14 protein-coding genes are annotated in these 13,972 nt (G+C 62.4%); all 14 read right to left on the bottom strand.

Annotation, left to right across the window (positions count from 1 at the left end):
* Positions 1-80: 80 nt before the first annotated feature.
* The gene (locus tag AC5XE7_RS16375; RefSeq protein WP_495366872.1) at positions 81-554 is read right to left on the bottom strand and encodes a cytochrome c-type biogenesis protein; all 474 of its coding nucleotides are present in this window, start codon (positions 552-554) and stop codon (positions 81-83) included.
* Positions 555-558: 4 nt separating this feature from the next.
* Entirely contained in the window at positions 559-2,547 is a 1,989-nt protein-coding gene (locus AC5XE7_RS16370) for a heme lyase CcmF/NrfE family subunit (RefSeq protein ID WP_495366845.1), read from the bottom strand.
* An 8-nt stretch (positions 2,548-2,555) separates the two neighbouring features.
* Positions 2,556-2,993, bottom strand: coding sequence for a cytochrome c maturation protein CcmE (gene ccmE / locus AC5XE7_RS16365; RefSeq protein ID WP_495366844.1), 438 nt, complete (start codon positions 2,991-2,993; stop codon positions 2,556-2,558).
* Between the two features lie 5 nt (positions 2,994-2,998).
* The gene (ccmI, locus tag AC5XE7_RS16360) at positions 2,999-4,120 is read right to left on the bottom strand and encodes a c-type cytochrome biogenesis protein CcmI (protein ID WP_495366843.1); all 1,122 of its coding nucleotides are present in this window, start codon (positions 4,118-4,120) and stop codon (positions 2,999-3,001) included.
* A gap of 97 nt (positions 4,121-4,217) precedes the next feature.
* Positions 4,218-4,637, bottom strand: a complete 420-nt coding sequence (locus tag AC5XE7_RS16355) for an RT0821/Lpp0805 family surface protein (protein ID WP_495366842.1) — start codon at positions 4,635-4,637, stop codon at positions 4,218-4,220.
* A 93-nt stretch (positions 4,638-4,730) separates the two neighbouring features.
* Positions 4,731-6,107 (bottom strand): ATP-binding protein, encoded by a 1,377-nt coding sequence (locus tag AC5XE7_RS16350; protein WP_495366841.1) that lies wholly within the window; start codon positions 6,105-6,107, stop codon positions 4,731-4,733.
* A 65-nt stretch (positions 6,108-6,172) separates the two neighbouring features.
* The gene (locus AC5XE7_RS16345) at positions 6,173-6,838 is read right to left on the bottom strand and encodes a response regulator transcription factor (protein WP_183828552.1); all 666 of its coding nucleotides are present in this window, start codon (positions 6,836-6,838) and stop codon (positions 6,173-6,175) included.
* Positions 6,839-6,924: 86 nt separating this feature from the next.
* Positions 6,925-7,176: a hypothetical protein gene (locus tag AC5XE7_RS16340; protein ID WP_495366840.1), complete on the bottom strand. Its 252-nt coding sequence runs from the start codon at positions 7,174-7,176 to the stop codon at positions 6,925-6,927.
* A 118-nt stretch (positions 7,177-7,294) separates the two neighbouring features.
* Positions 7,295-7,501 (bottom strand): hypothetical protein, encoded by a 207-nt coding sequence (locus AC5XE7_RS16335; protein ID WP_239800974.1) that lies wholly within the window; start codon positions 7,499-7,501, stop codon positions 7,295-7,297.
* Positions 7,502-7,528: 27 nt separating this feature from the next.
* Positions 7,529-11,422: a baseplate multidomain protein megatron gene (locus AC5XE7_RS16330; protein WP_495366839.1), complete on the bottom strand. Its 3,894-nt coding sequence runs from the start codon at positions 11,420-11,422 to the stop codon at positions 7,529-7,531.
* Positions 11,423-11,440: 18 nt separating this feature from the next.
* Positions 11,441-11,872 (bottom strand): C40 family peptidase, encoded by a 432-nt coding sequence (locus AC5XE7_RS16325; RefSeq protein ID WP_495366838.1) that lies wholly within the window; start codon positions 11,870-11,872, stop codon positions 11,441-11,443.
* On the bottom strand, positions 11,869-12,759 hold the full coding sequence (locus tag AC5XE7_RS16320; RefSeq protein ID WP_495366837.1) for a phage/gene transfer agent baseplate hub protein: 891 nt from the start codon (positions 12,757-12,759) through the stop codon (positions 11,869-11,871). The genes AC5XE7_RS16325 and AC5XE7_RS16320 overlap by 4 nt, the downstream gene beginning before the upstream one ends.
* Entirely contained in the window at positions 12,756-13,391 is a 636-nt protein-coding gene (locus AC5XE7_RS16315) for a phage distal tail protein, Rcc01695 family (RefSeq protein ID WP_495366871.1), read from the bottom strand. The genes AC5XE7_RS16320 and AC5XE7_RS16315 overlap by 4 nt, the downstream gene beginning before the upstream one ends.
* Before the next feature lie 17 nt (positions 13,392-13,408).
* The gene (locus AC5XE7_RS16310) at positions 13,409-13,972 is read right to left on the bottom strand and encodes a phage tail tape measure protein (protein WP_495366836.1); all 564 of its coding nucleotides are present in this window, start codon (positions 13,970-13,972) and stop codon (positions 13,409-13,411) included.

Raw genomic sequence — 13,972 nt, 5'->3', positions numbered from 1 at the left:
CTGGATGCTTATGAAGCATCATTGCAGGCAGAGATAGGACACGGGACCTTACGGCGCCATTTCCGCTTGATGAAACTTTGTTAATGTTGCGAAGGAGGATCGCGGCGCAGCACTTCTTCAAGCGCAGCGCGTTCATCGTCACTGAGGCCTGCCTCTGCCACCGGACGCCTGCGCCGCGAGGCAAGCAGCACGAACGCGCCACCCGCAACGAGAAGGGCAAAGGGTGCGATCCACAAAAGCATGGTCTGCGTATTGAAGCGCGGCCTGAGCAGCACGAACTCGCCATAGCGGGAAACGACGAAATCGACCACCTGCTTATCCGAGTCACCGGCTTCAAGCCTCTCGCGCACAAGCACGCGCAGATCGCGGGCCAGATCGGCATCCGAATCGTCGATAGACTGGTTCTGGCAGACCAGACAGCGCAGGCCGGCGGAGATATCGCGCGCCCGCTGCTCAAGCGCGGGGTCAGCGAGAATCTCGTCTGGCGTCACCGCCCGCGCCGCCGGCGAAAGCAGTACGGCAGCACAGACTATGGCAAAGGCCGTGCGACGCATCATGTCAGGCCGCTCCCGCAACAGGGGCCGCTGCACTCTTCCTGCCGCGACGCGCGGGCGCGCCGACACGCAGGCGTCTGTCCAGCAACGACATCGTGCCGCCAGCCATCATGACGAGGCCACCGCCCCAGATCAGGATGACGAAAGGCTTCCACCAGATACGCACGACCATGCCGTTGCTGGTGTCCTCGCCAATGGAAATGTAGAGCTGGCTGAAACCCAGCGTGGCGATGCCGGCCTCCGTCGTGTTCATCCGGCGCACCGGATAAAAGCGCCGCGACGACCAGATTTCGCGGCGCACTTCACCAGCAGGGCCAAGCAATGAGAAATGCGCCCGCTCATCATTGTAGTTGGGGCCGCGAACCTCGACCACATTGTCGAAACGCACCCTTTTGCCGGACAGCTCCGTAATCTCGCCCGGCTTCATGGTGAGCACGCTTTCGGTGCCGAAGCAGATGGCGCCGACCAGCCCGAGCACCGTCAGGCCGAGCCCGAGATGGGCGAGAGCGGTTCCGAAAACGGAACGCGGCAGACCGATGAACCGTCTCACCGCAACGGAAGGGCTTACATTGCCGATACCGGCCTTGATGGCCAGATCCGTCAGCGCTCCCAGCACCAGCCAGACCGCCAGCCCCACGCCGAAGGCGGCAATGGCGGAAGAACCGTCGATCAGGAACGCGGTGACCAGTGCTGCGATCAGGGCAGCGCCAAAGGCGAACATCAGCCTCTGTGCTGCGGCCATCACATCGCCGCGCTTCCACGCCAGCAGCGGACCGAACGGCACCAGAAGAAGCAGCGGCACCATCAGGGGAATGAAGGTGAGATTGAAGAAAGGCGGCCCGACGGAGATCTTGTCGCCGGAAATGGCTTCGACCAGTAACGGATAAAGCGTGCCGATGAACACCGTTGCCGTCGCGGTGGTCAGGAACAGATTGTTCAGCACGAGCGCGCCTTCGCGGGAGATCGGCTGGAACAGCCCGCCCTGCGTCAGCGACGGAGCCCGCCATGCGAACAGCGCCAGCGAGCCGCCGATGAACAGCATCAATATGCACAGGATGAACACCCCGCGCGAGGGATCGGTAGCGAATGCGTGAACGGAAGTCAGCACGCCCGAACGGACAAGGAAGGTGCCGAGCAGCGACAGCGAAAAGGTAAGGATCGCCAGCAGCAGCGTCCAGATCTTGAGTGCCGAACGCTTTTCCATGACGATGGCTGAATGCAGCAGCGCTGTTCCGGCCAGCCATGGCATGAAGGAGGCGTTCTCGACCGGGTCCCAGAACCAGAAGCCGCCCCAGCCCAGTTCGTAATAGGCCCAGTAGGAGCCCATCGCGATGCCGCCTGTCAGGAACACCCACGCAACCAGTGTCCAAGGGCGCACCCAGCGCGCCCAGGCTGCGTCGATGCGCCCCTCGATCAATGCTGCAACCGAAAAGGCAAAGCAGATCGAGAATCCGACATAGCCGAGATAGAGAAGCGGCGGGTGAATGGCGAGGCCGATATCCTGAAGGATCGGGTTGAGATCCCGCCCCTCTATCGGCGCTGGAGACATGCGGGTGAAGGGGTTCGACGTAATGAGAATGAACAGGAAGAAAGCAACCCCGACAGCTCCCTGCACGGCCAGAACGGTGGCCTTGAGGGATGCGGGCAGATTGTTGCCGAACAGGGCAACAAGCGCGCCGAAGAAAGTCAGGATCAGCACCCACAGGAGCATTGAGCCTTCATGATTTCCCCACACGCCGGTGATCTTGTAAAGCATCGGCTTCGCCGAATGAGAGTTCTCCCATACCGTTTGCAGGGAAAAATCCGACTGGGCATAGGCGACCGTCAGGACGACGAAGGACAACGCCGTGAAGGCGAAACCCGCAAGCGTCACGGGTATGGCCGCCGCCATCATGCGCTCGTCGCCGGCGCGCGCGCCGATCAGCGGAACAGTCATCTGCACAAGGCCCAGCGCCAGTGCCAGAATAAGCGCGAAGTGACCGATCTCAACCATGACGCCGCCTACTCATTGTGTTGCCACAAGCCCTTTTCCTTCAGGCTGTCGGCAACTTCCTTGGGCATGTAGTTTTCGTCATGCTTGGCCAGAACGGTGTCTGCGACAAACCCGCCATCGGCCCCGAAGGCGCCCTCGGTGATGACGCCCTGCTCCTCGCGGAACAGGTCGGGGAGAATGCCCTTGTATGTGACCTTAACCGTCTCGGCGATGTCGGTGACGGCAAAGGTCACGGACGCATCCTCGCCACGAACAATGGAGCCCTTCTCCACGATGCCGCCAAGGCGGATACGCTGACCGGGCTGCAATCCGGCGGCGGCAAGATCGCCCGGCGTGTAGAAATAGGATGCCTTCTGCCCAAGCGCCACGAAGGTCAGCGCCGTGGCAGCGCCGAGAAAAGCCAATCCTCCGATAATGACAGCTAGCCGTTTCTGCTTGCGGGTCATAAACCTTATTCCGTCATTTTCAGGCCATTTGCCGAGGCGAAGGCGACAAGCATGCGTGCCTCTTCGCTTTGAGGTCCGAAAGCCGCGGACGCACGGGCCAGCGCGTCTCTGGCTTTTTCTTCGTCACCGAGCACCAGATGCGAGCGGATGAGCTGCTTCCAGCCCTCGGCATCCTTGGGATTCTCACGCAGGCGTTCGTCCAGCCGCTCCACCATTCCGGCGATCATATCAGCACGGTCGCCAGCCGACATCCCCGCGGCGGCCTCGACCTCGTCCTGACCGGGGCCTCGCGCAACCGGCGCCTGCCCTGCCTGCACAAGGGCCTGCTCGGCCGCATTGCGCCAGGGCGAACCTTCCGGCAGGTCATCTCGCATCCGGGTCCAGCCTGCGACCGCCTCATCCATATGTCCATCCTGTGCGGAGGCCATCGCCACGAAGAAGCGTGCTTTCGGATTGGCGGCATCGTGCTTCAGCGCCATGGCGAAAGCGGCGCGCGCGTCGTCGGCTATCCTGCCACCTGCCATATTGATCCTCGCCTCGCCCAGGCCGGCCTGCCGGTCGGCGCTCGAACCAAGAAGCTTGATGGCGTTTTCATAGGCCAGCGAGGCTTCGGCAAAACGCTGTGTACGCATGTAGATGGGCGCCAGCACGTCCCAGCCTTTGCCATCGGAAGGATTGGACGCCAGATGCGCCTCGGCGCGGGCCACGAGTTCCTCAACCGTGCTCTCGGCAGGATTTCTGGTCAGCCGCTCGCTCAGCGGCTGCGACGGCAGATCGGGCGAGCCCAGATTGGCATAGATAGTCCAGCTGATCAGCGGAACAGCCAGCACCGCCCCGGCCGAAACCAGACGAAGCCCTGTGCCGCCGCGGGAAACAGAAGCCGGTGCAGAAGACGTATCGCCGAGGCGCAGGATACGACGCCCGATTTCAGCGCGTGCCTGCTCCGCTTCCGAAGCGAGGATCAGGCCCCGCGCCAGATCGCGGTCCAGTTCCGCAAGCTGGTCCCGATAAACCTCGAGATCGTGCCCGGTACCTGACTTGTCGGATTCGGATCGTGCTGCGAGAGGCAGCAAAACCGCCAGACTCGCGCCCAAAGTCAAGACAGCGGAAAGGACCCAGAACAACATTCCGACTAAATAGCCTCAGCGCTCCGGACTGCCAACATCACGGGCCTGCGACCCTTTGACGAATCTGCGGGAGCGCCGGCTGGGAACTACCCATCGTTCAGGTCAGCGGTGTCCAGCTCCCGTCTGAATTCCGGCAGGCTGTGCCGCGCGCGGTGGCTCCGGCGCCCCCGGTGTAAACCGTGTGCGTGTATTGCCGGCAATCCTGCGAACCAACGCGATAGGGCTGCGCGGCCACCACTTCGCCGTAACGGTTGGGCTGGCTGCCTTTCCATGTTACGGGCTGGCCGCTTGCGGTGTATTCAAGAGCCTTATACTCGGCTTCCAGCCCATTACGTCGCTCGGCGCCGCTCAGCCCGGAACCTATCGCGCCGCTGACGAGACCGCCACCCATTGCCGAAATTACCGTGGAAGACAGTTGCCCGCCGGGCTGTGCCGTCCCGCCGCTACGGCCTATCCCTGTCGTGCTGCAGCCGGCCAGCATGAGGGAGCCTGCAACCAGAACCAGACGAACGCTCATTTTATCCCCTGCCCGCTAACACTATATTTTCCGGACGTGATACGCATTAATATCCCACTTTGGCTGAAATTGGGTTCGCCACAAGGTCAAGCATCACTCAATTTTCCGTAGTTGAATCGCAACCTTGAGCCCACCCAGGCCTGCGCGCTCCAGATAAAGCTTTCCACCATATTCATTGACAAGGTCTGTCACGATCGACAGGCCAAGGCCGGTTCCGGGCTTGCTTTCATCCAGACGACGTCCCCGTTTCAGGGCCTCACGCGCCTTGTCTTCCGGGATTCCCGGCCCATCATCTTCGATGACAATCTCGAGCAGATCGGGCTGGTCTTCCACCTCAGGCAGGGATTTTACGGATATCGAAACCTTGCTTCGCGCCCACTTCATCGCATTCTCAAGCAGGTTTCCAAGCATCTCTTCGAGATCTTCGCGCTCCCCGGCGAAGACAAGCTCTTCGTCCGGAAGGGAAACGGAAATGGCCATGTTCGGGTTTAGCTTGCCCATGACCCTCGCAAGACGCTCGATGATCGGCCTGACCGGCGTGCGATAAACCACGCTGTCGCGCTGCGCGGCCACGCGGGCGCGTTGCAGATAATGTTCTACCTGCTGCTGCATCGAGGCGGCCTGCTCCGAAAACAGCCGGCCTTTTTCACCACCCAGCGCCCGCCCTTCATTGAGCATCACCGCCAGCGGCGTCTTCAGCGAATGGGCCAGATTGCCGACCTGCGTTCGCGAGCGCTCGACGATGCGGCGGTTGTTCTCGATCAGCGCATTGGTTTCGTTGGCGAGCGGTTCGATTTCCGCCGGGAAGCGGCCATCCAGCCTCTGTGCCGTTCCCTCGCGAACCATGGCGAGTGCATCGCGAACCTTGCGCAGCGGTTTCAGGCCATACAGAATGGCGATTGCGTTTATGGCGATCATGCCAAGACCGAATATGGAGAGATAAACCAGCAGACGACGCTGGAATGCCGCGATTTCCTGTTCCAGCTCGCTTTCGTTGCCCATCACACGAAAACGGGCGATCTGGTTACCAGTGTCCAGAACGAATTCGCTCTCGAAAACAGCGAGGCGCTCGCCGGCAAGACCGTCGGCCATATAGCTGCGCTGAAATTCGACATTGAAGGGCACTTCCGAAGTGCTTGGCGAGGGGATGGCTCCCGTCATGGACGACGAGCGCAGGCCACCCGTGATCCCGTTCGATGCCGGCTCCACCGACCAGTACCAGCCGGATCGCGGCTCGGAAAAGCGCAGGTCGCCAAGATCAGGCGCGCCCGTCAGGGCACCGCTCTCCGAGACGCCGACCGATCCGATCAGGTTGAACAGATGGGCGGAGAGAAGGCTGTCAAACCCCCGTTCGCTGGCCTGCCGGTAGAGGGTGGTGATGAGGGTGAACACGACGATCTGCGCCAGAACCGCCCAGATAGTCGAGAAAGCTATGACCCGGAAGGTCAGAGAGCGCGGCCAGAAGCGCATCCGCCCAAAAACGCCGGAACGTTTGCCTGTGCGCATCCGTGGACTGGCAGGCTGACCGGTCGACTTCAAGCCTCAGGCTCTCGAATGCGGTAGCCCATGCCGCGCACGGTTTCGATCAGGTCAACGCCCAGCTTCTTGCGCAATCGGCCCACGAACACCTCGATCGTATTGGAATCGCGATCGAAATCCTGATCGTAGAGATGCTCGACCAGTTCGGTTCGCGAAACCACCTCGCCCATATGGTGCATCAGATAGGCCAGCAGGCGGAACTCCAGCGACGTAAGTTTCAGAGGAACACCGTCGACATCCGCCTTGGACGACTTTGTGTCGAGCCGCAGGGGACCGCAGACGAGTTCAGATGAGGCATGGCCGGCGGCTCGCCTTATCAGCGCGCGGAGCCGGGCCAGAACCTCTTCGATGTGAAAGGGCTTTGCGACATAATCGTCGGCGCCGGCATCGATACCGGCAACCTTGTCGCTCCACCGGTCACGGGCGGTAAGCATGAGAACCGGCATCTTGCGGCCATCGCGGCGCCACCGCTCCACCACGCTGATCCCATCCATCTGCGGCAGGCCGATGTCCAGCACGACAGCGTCGTAAGGCTCGGTATCACCAAGAAAATGGCCTTCCTCGCCGTCAAAGGCCTTGTCCACGACATAGCCGGCATCAAGCAGCGCGTCGGCAATCTGCCTGTTCAGATCCACATCATCTTCGACGACGAGCACACGCATTGAAAACGATCCTGCCTGTAACGGCCAGTCGGCCAGGGTCCTGCCAGCTATAGAGCGATTCCGGAATCATTGAAATGAAACGCGAATCATCCTTTCGGGACAACGATCTCGGTTCGGCGGGGCCGCTCGCCGTCCTTACCGGGCACCAGCACCACAATGACGCAGACCGCCTGCCCGCCCTTGTTGGCTTCGGAAGCCTTGGCCAGCGTGCCGCCGTTCTGGGCCGCCACCTGCTGGCCGATCGAATAGCAATCGGCAGCGGCGGCGGGCGGCGCCAGCATGGCGCCGGCGCAAATCGCCAGCATCGTTGCCCGGATCATGTTTCTGAACTTTTCCATACTCAACGTTCTAACCCGCCATGGCTGAACGCGAAATGAATACCGAACCCACTGCGCATCTCCCCCCAACCAGGCATTTGCACAAAAAAGGCCTCAGGCGAGGCAATGTTTCATGATCCTAACCTATCCTGTCCTTTGCAGACAACCTGCCGATGATTGCAATAAGTCCGGCAACTGCACTCACCCCCTGCAAAAGCGTGTCGGTGATCAGGGTGCCGTCGGCAGCATCGAAGGGCGATCCGGCAGCACCTGCCACACCCGTCAGAACCGCCACAGCCGATGCCCAGATGGTGCGCGAAAGATACCAGGGTTTGGTCTCAGTCATTGACTGTTCCTTTCTCAAACCGTTTTTTCAGATGATTTTCAGATGGGAAGAGCTGGGGATTCCCCAGCCGGTCGGCCCGCCTGCCTGACGAACCGTCACTTCCAGCGCTCCGGGGCGAACACCGAAATCCGCTGCGATCAGGGCTTCGGGATAAAGCCAGTTCGGCTGTGGGGTGGAGAGCGTCCGCACTGTCTCGCCGCCCGGACCTGCGATCTCGATCCTGTATTCTTCCTTTTCCTCGCCAAGCGGAATGTCGGGAAGATCCCAGCCGTCGGCATCGAGGCGTCCGCGACGTTTCCAGGAAAGCATGACATCCGCTCCGGCAAGACGCGCGCGGACATGAACCGGCGCCAGTGGAATCCGGGCCCGCAGGCCTCCGATCTGGCGGCTGGTTGCAAAATGCAGATCGGAGATGTCAGTTGCCGCCGGCCCGATCTTCCAGTTCAGCTCCAAACCGATTTCAGATGGTCCCAGACCGGCCGGCACGACCGCATCGTCGAGGATCACGAAATCGGAACCTGAAGCAGCCCCTGCAAGCATCGCATCCGTGGTTCCCAGCTGGCCGCGCAACAATTCCGAAAGCATCCAGATATTATCGGCCACCTGTTCGGCACGCCTGAACTGGATCACCTCCCATGTGCCGGCTGCCGAACGCACCGCGGCGGCATTGGCGCCATTGAGCATCTGTTGCAGGCTGACACTTGCCGCATCCGCATCGAACAGTTCGACCCTGATATAGGAATTGCGCAAAACCCGGCCTTCCACGCCCCGTTCAAGGTCCTCGACCAGTTGCCCCAGCGAGGCCGGGCGCGTCAGCAACTGTCGCGAAGCAAAGCCGTCATCTTCGGGGGATGCGAAAACGATCTGGCTTCTCCACGGTTTTTGCCAGACGGCCACACGGAACTGCTCCGTCGGCTCCGTCCCGCCAGCACCGGCCGGAAGGTCGAGAAACAGGACATGCGGCTTGCCCGCCACCAGCAGCGGCGGCTGCAATGCAGGCAAAACCGTCTCGCGCCAGGGTGCGGGCGCGGCGCGGATGATCTGTCGTGCCTCCACCTTGCGCGTCATCCCGTCATCAATGCCAGTGATGAGGAAATCGGAGTTGGTGGCGGATGCAGGCAGCGTCACCAGTGCGCCGGGGCTGAAATCAGCATTGGGCTGTGGCACCGCGAAGGAAACGGTTTCCCGCTGATACCAGACACGTTTCAGCCAGTCGTCCAGCAGAGCACCTGCCTGCCCCGGTTCCAGAACGCCCGGGAAATGGATCATGTGCTGGCGCGCGCCGGGCACGCCGGTGCGGGTACGTCGGACTGTCGCCGCCTGATAATCCTGCGACGGATTGACGAAGCTGATCAAAGCCTCTGCAGGCAGTTCGTGATCGGGAATGCGAACCGTTTCCAGCACGGTCTCCACATCGCCCACGACCAGATCACCGACCTCGATCACCGCACCGGCACCCGCCCCCGAGCTTTCGACAACCAGCCTGCCGTTTTCCTCGCGCAGGCTCAGATCGAACAGCTCGCAAAGCGGCTCGATCGACGCGCGTGCGGTGGCGGGGTCGGCGACCACATAGCCCTGAACCGATCCTCCCACCTCACCGATGATGGCATCGTCATACCCATGATCCGCCAGAATGGCACCGACAAGCGCGCCGACATCGGGATTGGAGAGCCGTCCGTTCAGCCAGTGGCCCCGGCTCCAGTGGGGCCCGTCCGACCAAAGGTCGGCGCGCTGGGGAAATGCCGGGAACGGGCGCGTGTCCCAGGCCCACAGATAGGTCCTCTCGAAATCGACCATCCGGCCGCCATAGACGGGCGAAAGCGGATTGTACGCCTCCTCGAACCCTTCCGTGGCGGGGTCCCAATGCTTCATATGCGCTTCGAGGAAACGAAGCTGCGCCAGATCGGAGCGGCCACCCGACGAGAAATAGGGCGTGAAGCTCTCGGCCGATTTCGGGTCCGGGAACACATTCGGCTGGTTTGGGCCCTTGTCGACGGCAGGGCAGCCCAGTTCCGTGAACCAGATCGGTTTTTTCCTGGGAATCCAGTCGGTTGGCGATGTTTTCTCGGTGCCGGCGATCCGGTCGAAATGCTGGCTGGACCACCAGCTGACGATGTCCTTGTAGCGGAAAACCCATGGCTTGCCGTGCACTCCGTCGGATATGGCCACGCGCATGCGCGCCTCACGCGCCGCCCCGTCCGGATAGTACCAGTCGAAGCCTTCGCCTGCGGCGATGGATGCACCAAGCCCCTGCAAGTCATAGGGACCGGAAAATCCGTCGGGATTGCCGCCGCCGTAATCCCCGTCACGCCAGTCGGAAAGCGGCATGTAATTGTCAATGCCGACCGCATCAATTACCGGATTTGCCCACAAGGGGTCCAGATGAAAGAAGACGTCGCCCGAGCCGTCAGGCGGATGATAGCCGAAATACTCGCTCCAGTCGGCGCCGTAGCTCAGGCGCGTCTGCGGTCCCAGCACCGCGCGTACATCCTCCGCCAGCAGGCCCAGCTGCTCCACGAAGGGAAAAGCGTTGGACTGGTCACGCAGGGTCGTCAGCCCGCGCAATTCGCTGCCGATCAGGAACGCGTCGACGCCACCCGCCCTTGCGGCGAGATGCGCATAGTGAAGAATGAAGCGCCGGTATCCCCAGTCCGTTCCCCCGGTGAACGAGATCGTCTCGCCTGAGTTGGCGAATTGCGCTCTCAGCGCGGTTCCGCAAAAGGCCGTCACCTGCGTTCTCGCCACCGGCGTCCGATCCGCCGATCCCGGCTGCATTGGGCCGGGATAGCAGCTTATGCGCCCGCGCCACGGATAGGCCGGCTGCGCCGATCCGCCGTGGGGATTTGGCAAGCTGTTGCCGTGCGCCACATCCATCATGATGAACGGATAGAGCGTTACGCCAAGGCCCCGCGCCCTGATTTCCGAAATCGCTTCCATGACGCTTTTGTCGGAAGGGGTGCCGCCATAGGCGGAGCCGCCGTCATGCAGGGAAACGACCGGAGCATCCTGCCGTGAAAGACCGGACACTCGCCATTGCTGCGAAAAGCCAGCATCAATGGCCGTTGTCGTCATCGGGCGGACCTTGCACTGGCCGGCCCGCAGGTCGTCGCCGAACCACGAAACGACCAGCGCCACATGCTTCAGATTGGGACAGGTCTGCTGCAACTCGTCGAGCGAGGCCTGAATGTCGGTCGCGCCGAAGAGCACGTTGCGGTTTACATATGTCTCGTCGCCGGGGCGCCTGCGGCTCGTCACCGGTGTCGTCGAAAGCCCGTATTCGGTGGCGCCGGGCAACAACGTCACCGCCCTCACATCCTTGTGCAGCCGGCCGACCGGCCGGATCACCTCGAATTGCAGTTGCGGGATACGATTGCCGAAGCCGCCAATATCCAGACGCTCGAGGACGACATAGGCCACGCCGCGATAGGCGGGCGCGTTACCGGCACCCTGCCTTGCCTCGATCAGCGGATCGGGCTGCTGCTCCTCGCTGCCAGTGTAGACCCGCAGTTCCACCGCCTCGCGGTCGATCTCACGCCCGTCGGCCCATATACGCCTGATGCCCGCGATCTCACCCTCGCACAGGAGAAAGGCTGCGTTGGCATAATAGGAATATTCCGTAACCTTGGGGCCCATCTTGCCCTGACGCCGGGTCGAACGGCTTTCCTCGAACCGCGTCGCCCAGATCAGGGTGCCACCCAGCCGCGCCGTGCCGTAGAGACGGGGGATCGACGCCCCCTCCTCGGCGCTGAAAGGCCTTGCGCTGGCCAGTCGCGGACCTTCGATGCGCTGCGTGCCGTTGATCAGCGCCCGGTCGAGCGCATATCCGGCCATGGCGCCCACGGCAGAGCCGATCGCGCCGCCGAAAGTGCCAAGGAAGCCGCCGATATAGGCACCGGCAGCCTGCAACAGGATGGTGGCCATGAAAAGCTCCGGCGCTGTTCAGTTGTCTGGAAAAGCGAAGACGCCGGCGATACGCCGACGCCATTGCGGAACGAGAGCGGATTTCACCACCGCCCGTCCGCCCTCATAGGCATGCACGAAACTGTCTTCGGCAACGGCGATGCCGGCATGTCGCGCGGGCAGATGCGGCCGCCAGCGAAAGATCAGAATCCGGCCGCGCAACGGCTCGCCCGGCCCGCATTCGCCGAGAAGCCGGCGCGCTCCCGTCAGCATCGCCTCATTGGCATCGCCGCAGGACCAGTCCGGCGCGTAGTCCGCAGGCATATCGGGCGGGTGTCCGTAGAGCGCCACCCACACGCCTCTCACCAGACCGATGCAGTCGCAACCTATGCCCTTTGTTCCGGCCTGATGCCGGTAGGGCGTGCCGACCCATGACAGGGTTTCTGCAATGACGCGCTCCGCATCCATCACGGCACCACCGGGCCACCGTCGAAGACGCCGTCGTCGGAGACGTAGGAATAGGCCACATCGTTGCCCGGCAGATGCGGAAAGCCGCGGAAATTCCGTGCATTGGCGAATTTCGTCTTGCAGCTTGCAAAGGAATGGTCGCAACCGGCAACCACCGTGAAGCCATCGCCGGCACCGAATGGCGGCCCGTTGCTTGCCTGCAGCGTCAGAACCGCCAGCGACCCGTCATTCCTGTGGTCGATAATCCGCTCTGTTCTGCCCTTCCGTGCGCCGCTCGTCCAGGTCAGCGTGCCGAAGGAAAACCAGCCCGCATCGATGCCATCCAGGCCCGAAACCCGTACCATGTCGGCTCCATCCAGGCTTTCCACCGCCCCCATCGCATTGAAAGCCGGCTGGCTCAGGCTGGCCCGGCAGCGACCATCACCCAGTTCGGCATCGCATTTGCGCGTTACATAGCGGCCGTTGGGCTGGTCCAGCCTGTGCATGAGGCTTTGCAGTTCCGCCACGAAGCGACCGTCCGCACGGGTGATCTTGCCAATGGTCGCTTTCCTGATCAGCGCGAACTTGGTCGGACTGCGCCAGTTGACGAGATAGGTGTCAACCGTCGCTCCGTCATAAAGACCGGCGGCTATGTCCTCGTCACGGATACGATCCGAAGCCAGCGCGCCTTCCACGTCGACCGTATCGACGGAAAGCCCGAGAGACTCGCGCGCCTCGCTGGCGCTCAGGCCGGTCTCCGGCTCGAAAACGCCACTGTCGACAACCAGTCGTCGATCATGATCGGTGAAGCCCAGGACGGTTCCATCCTTTCGGATCAGTTTCCAGCAGTGGCAAACGCTGGTTACGTCCTGCGCAAAATGATCGAGCAGAGCCTGCGGGTAAGCACTCATGGCTGCACCTCGATGAGTGGAATGGAGGGGATTTGCCCGGCCTTGAAAGCCCTCAGGCTGATGGACAGACGATCCGTATCGAAGCGGACGGGAACGTCGAACTCATAACCGGCCGTCACTGCCTGCCCGCCTGCGGGCGCCTTGCCGACGGAAAAAACGACCTCTCCGGTTTCGGCATCGAAACCGAAGTTTCCGGCCGCATCCGTTCCTCCCACCGCCACGCGCAGGGAACCGGCCGCCGGTTTGAAGATCGGACGCTGATAGGCATCGGGGCCTGACCCATAGGTCTTCACCAGCGCGAAACGGCGCGTCGAACCGTCGCCGGTTCCGAGCATCTGGTCGTGCGGACCTGGAGTTGCCCCCGGCGCACTGGATTTCATGTCGAACGGATCCCGGAAGCGAAATGCATGCAGCGAACCGCGCCTGGCCTCGAAGAAGGCCAGCACCTCATGCAGGTCCTCCAGCGATCGCAGGCCGGTTCCGGCATCGTAGTGGTGACGCGAATGAGCAAAGCGCGCATTGCGCTTTTCGCGACCCGATGTCAGCGTCACGATTTCGTTGCGGCGTTCGGGCCCGCCGGTCGCCCCGAAGGAAACGGCGAGCGGAAAGAGAACGTCATGAAAGCTTGCCAGTTCGGACACGCGCCACCTCAGAAAGTTCGGGTTCCGCGCGACACCGCACGCGCCAGCATGCCGGTGATCTGCGCTTCGGATTTGCGGAAGGAGGCCGCATCCTGCGCGGTCACGTTGAAAACGACATTGACCGGCGCGCTGGTCCCGCCGGCCGCAACGCCGAGACTGCCATCAGCACCGCGTCGCAGCGGCAGGATCGCCTCGCTGCCCGCTTCGCCCATCAGGCCAACCTGTCCACCCATCGGGAAATAGGTCGGCGACGACACCACGCCGCCGGATGCGAAAGGCACCACGCCTCCCTTCGCGAAGGGAAGCGCACCACCCAGCCCGCCGAGCAAGCCCGAAAACAGGGACCCGGCCAGCGACTGCAGCGGCTTCAGCCCTTGCGAAAGTGCCATGCCCGCAAGGTTCAGCGCCAGCTTGCGCAGCACGTCGTCAAGCTCGCGTCCGCCAACCACCGCCTGCTTCATCGCGCCGGCCAGATTGGTGCCAAAGCTGTCGGACAGTTTTTCCAGACTGGCGAGCGCGGTCTGGAACGGTGCGATATCGGCCCTGATGGCCACCGTCACGTCATCGGCCAT

The organism is Aquamicrobium sp. YD-1-mutant5 (genome assembly GCF_059509755.1).
This window is presented reverse-complemented; position numbering and strand designations above follow the sequence as displayed.

What these genes read in the sequence shown, in the direction of transcription:
- AC5XE7_RS16375 (WP_495366872.1), bottom strand. Translation starts at nt 554, where the DNA reads ATGCGTCGCACGGCCTTTGCCATAGTCTGTGCTGCCGTACTGCTTTCG.
- AC5XE7_RS16370 (WP_495366845.1), bottom strand. Translation starts at nt 2,547, where the DNA reads ATGGTTGAGATCGGTCACTTCGCGCTTATTCTGGCACTGGCGCTGGGC.
- ccmE (WP_495366844.1), bottom strand. Translation starts at nt 2,993, where the DNA reads ATGACCCGCAAGCAGAAACGGCTAGCTGTCATTATCGGAGGATTGGCT.
- ccmI (WP_495366843.1), bottom strand. Translation starts at nt 4,120, where the DNA reads ATGTTGTTCTGGGTCCTTTCCGCTGTCTTGACTTTGGGCGCGAGTCTG.
- AC5XE7_RS16355 (WP_495366842.1), bottom strand. Translation starts at nt 4,637, where the DNA reads ATGAGCGTTCGTCTGGTTCTGGTTGCAGGCTCCCTCATGCTGGCCGGC.
- AC5XE7_RS16350 (WP_495366841.1), bottom strand. Translation starts at nt 6,107, where the DNA reads ATGCGCTTCTGGCCGCGCTCTCTGACCTTCCGGGTCATAGCTTTCTCG.
- AC5XE7_RS16345 (WP_183828552.1), bottom strand. Translation starts at nt 6,838, where the DNA reads ATGCGTGTGCTCGTCGTCGAAGATGATGTGGATCTGAACAGGCAGATT.
- AC5XE7_RS16340 (WP_495366840.1), bottom strand. Translation starts at nt 7,176, where the DNA reads ATGGAAAAGTTCAGAAACATGATCCGGGCAACGATGCTGGCGATTTGC.
- AC5XE7_RS16335 (WP_239800974.1), bottom strand. Translation starts at nt 7,501, where the DNA reads ATGACTGAGACCAAACCCTGGTATCTTTCGCGCACCATCTGGGCATCG.
- AC5XE7_RS16330 (WP_495366839.1), bottom strand. Translation starts at nt 11,422, where the DNA reads ATGGCCACCATCCTGTTGCAGGCTGCCGGTGCCTATATCGGCGGCTTC.
- AC5XE7_RS16320 (WP_495366837.1), bottom strand. Translation starts at nt 12,759, where the DNA reads ATGAGTGCTTACCCGCAGGCTCTGCTCGATCATTTTGCGCAGGACGTA.
- AC5XE7_RS16310 (WP_495366836.1), bottom strand. Translation starts at nt 13,972, where the DNA reads ATGGCCGATGACGTGACGGTGGCCATCAGGGCCGATATCGCACCGTTC.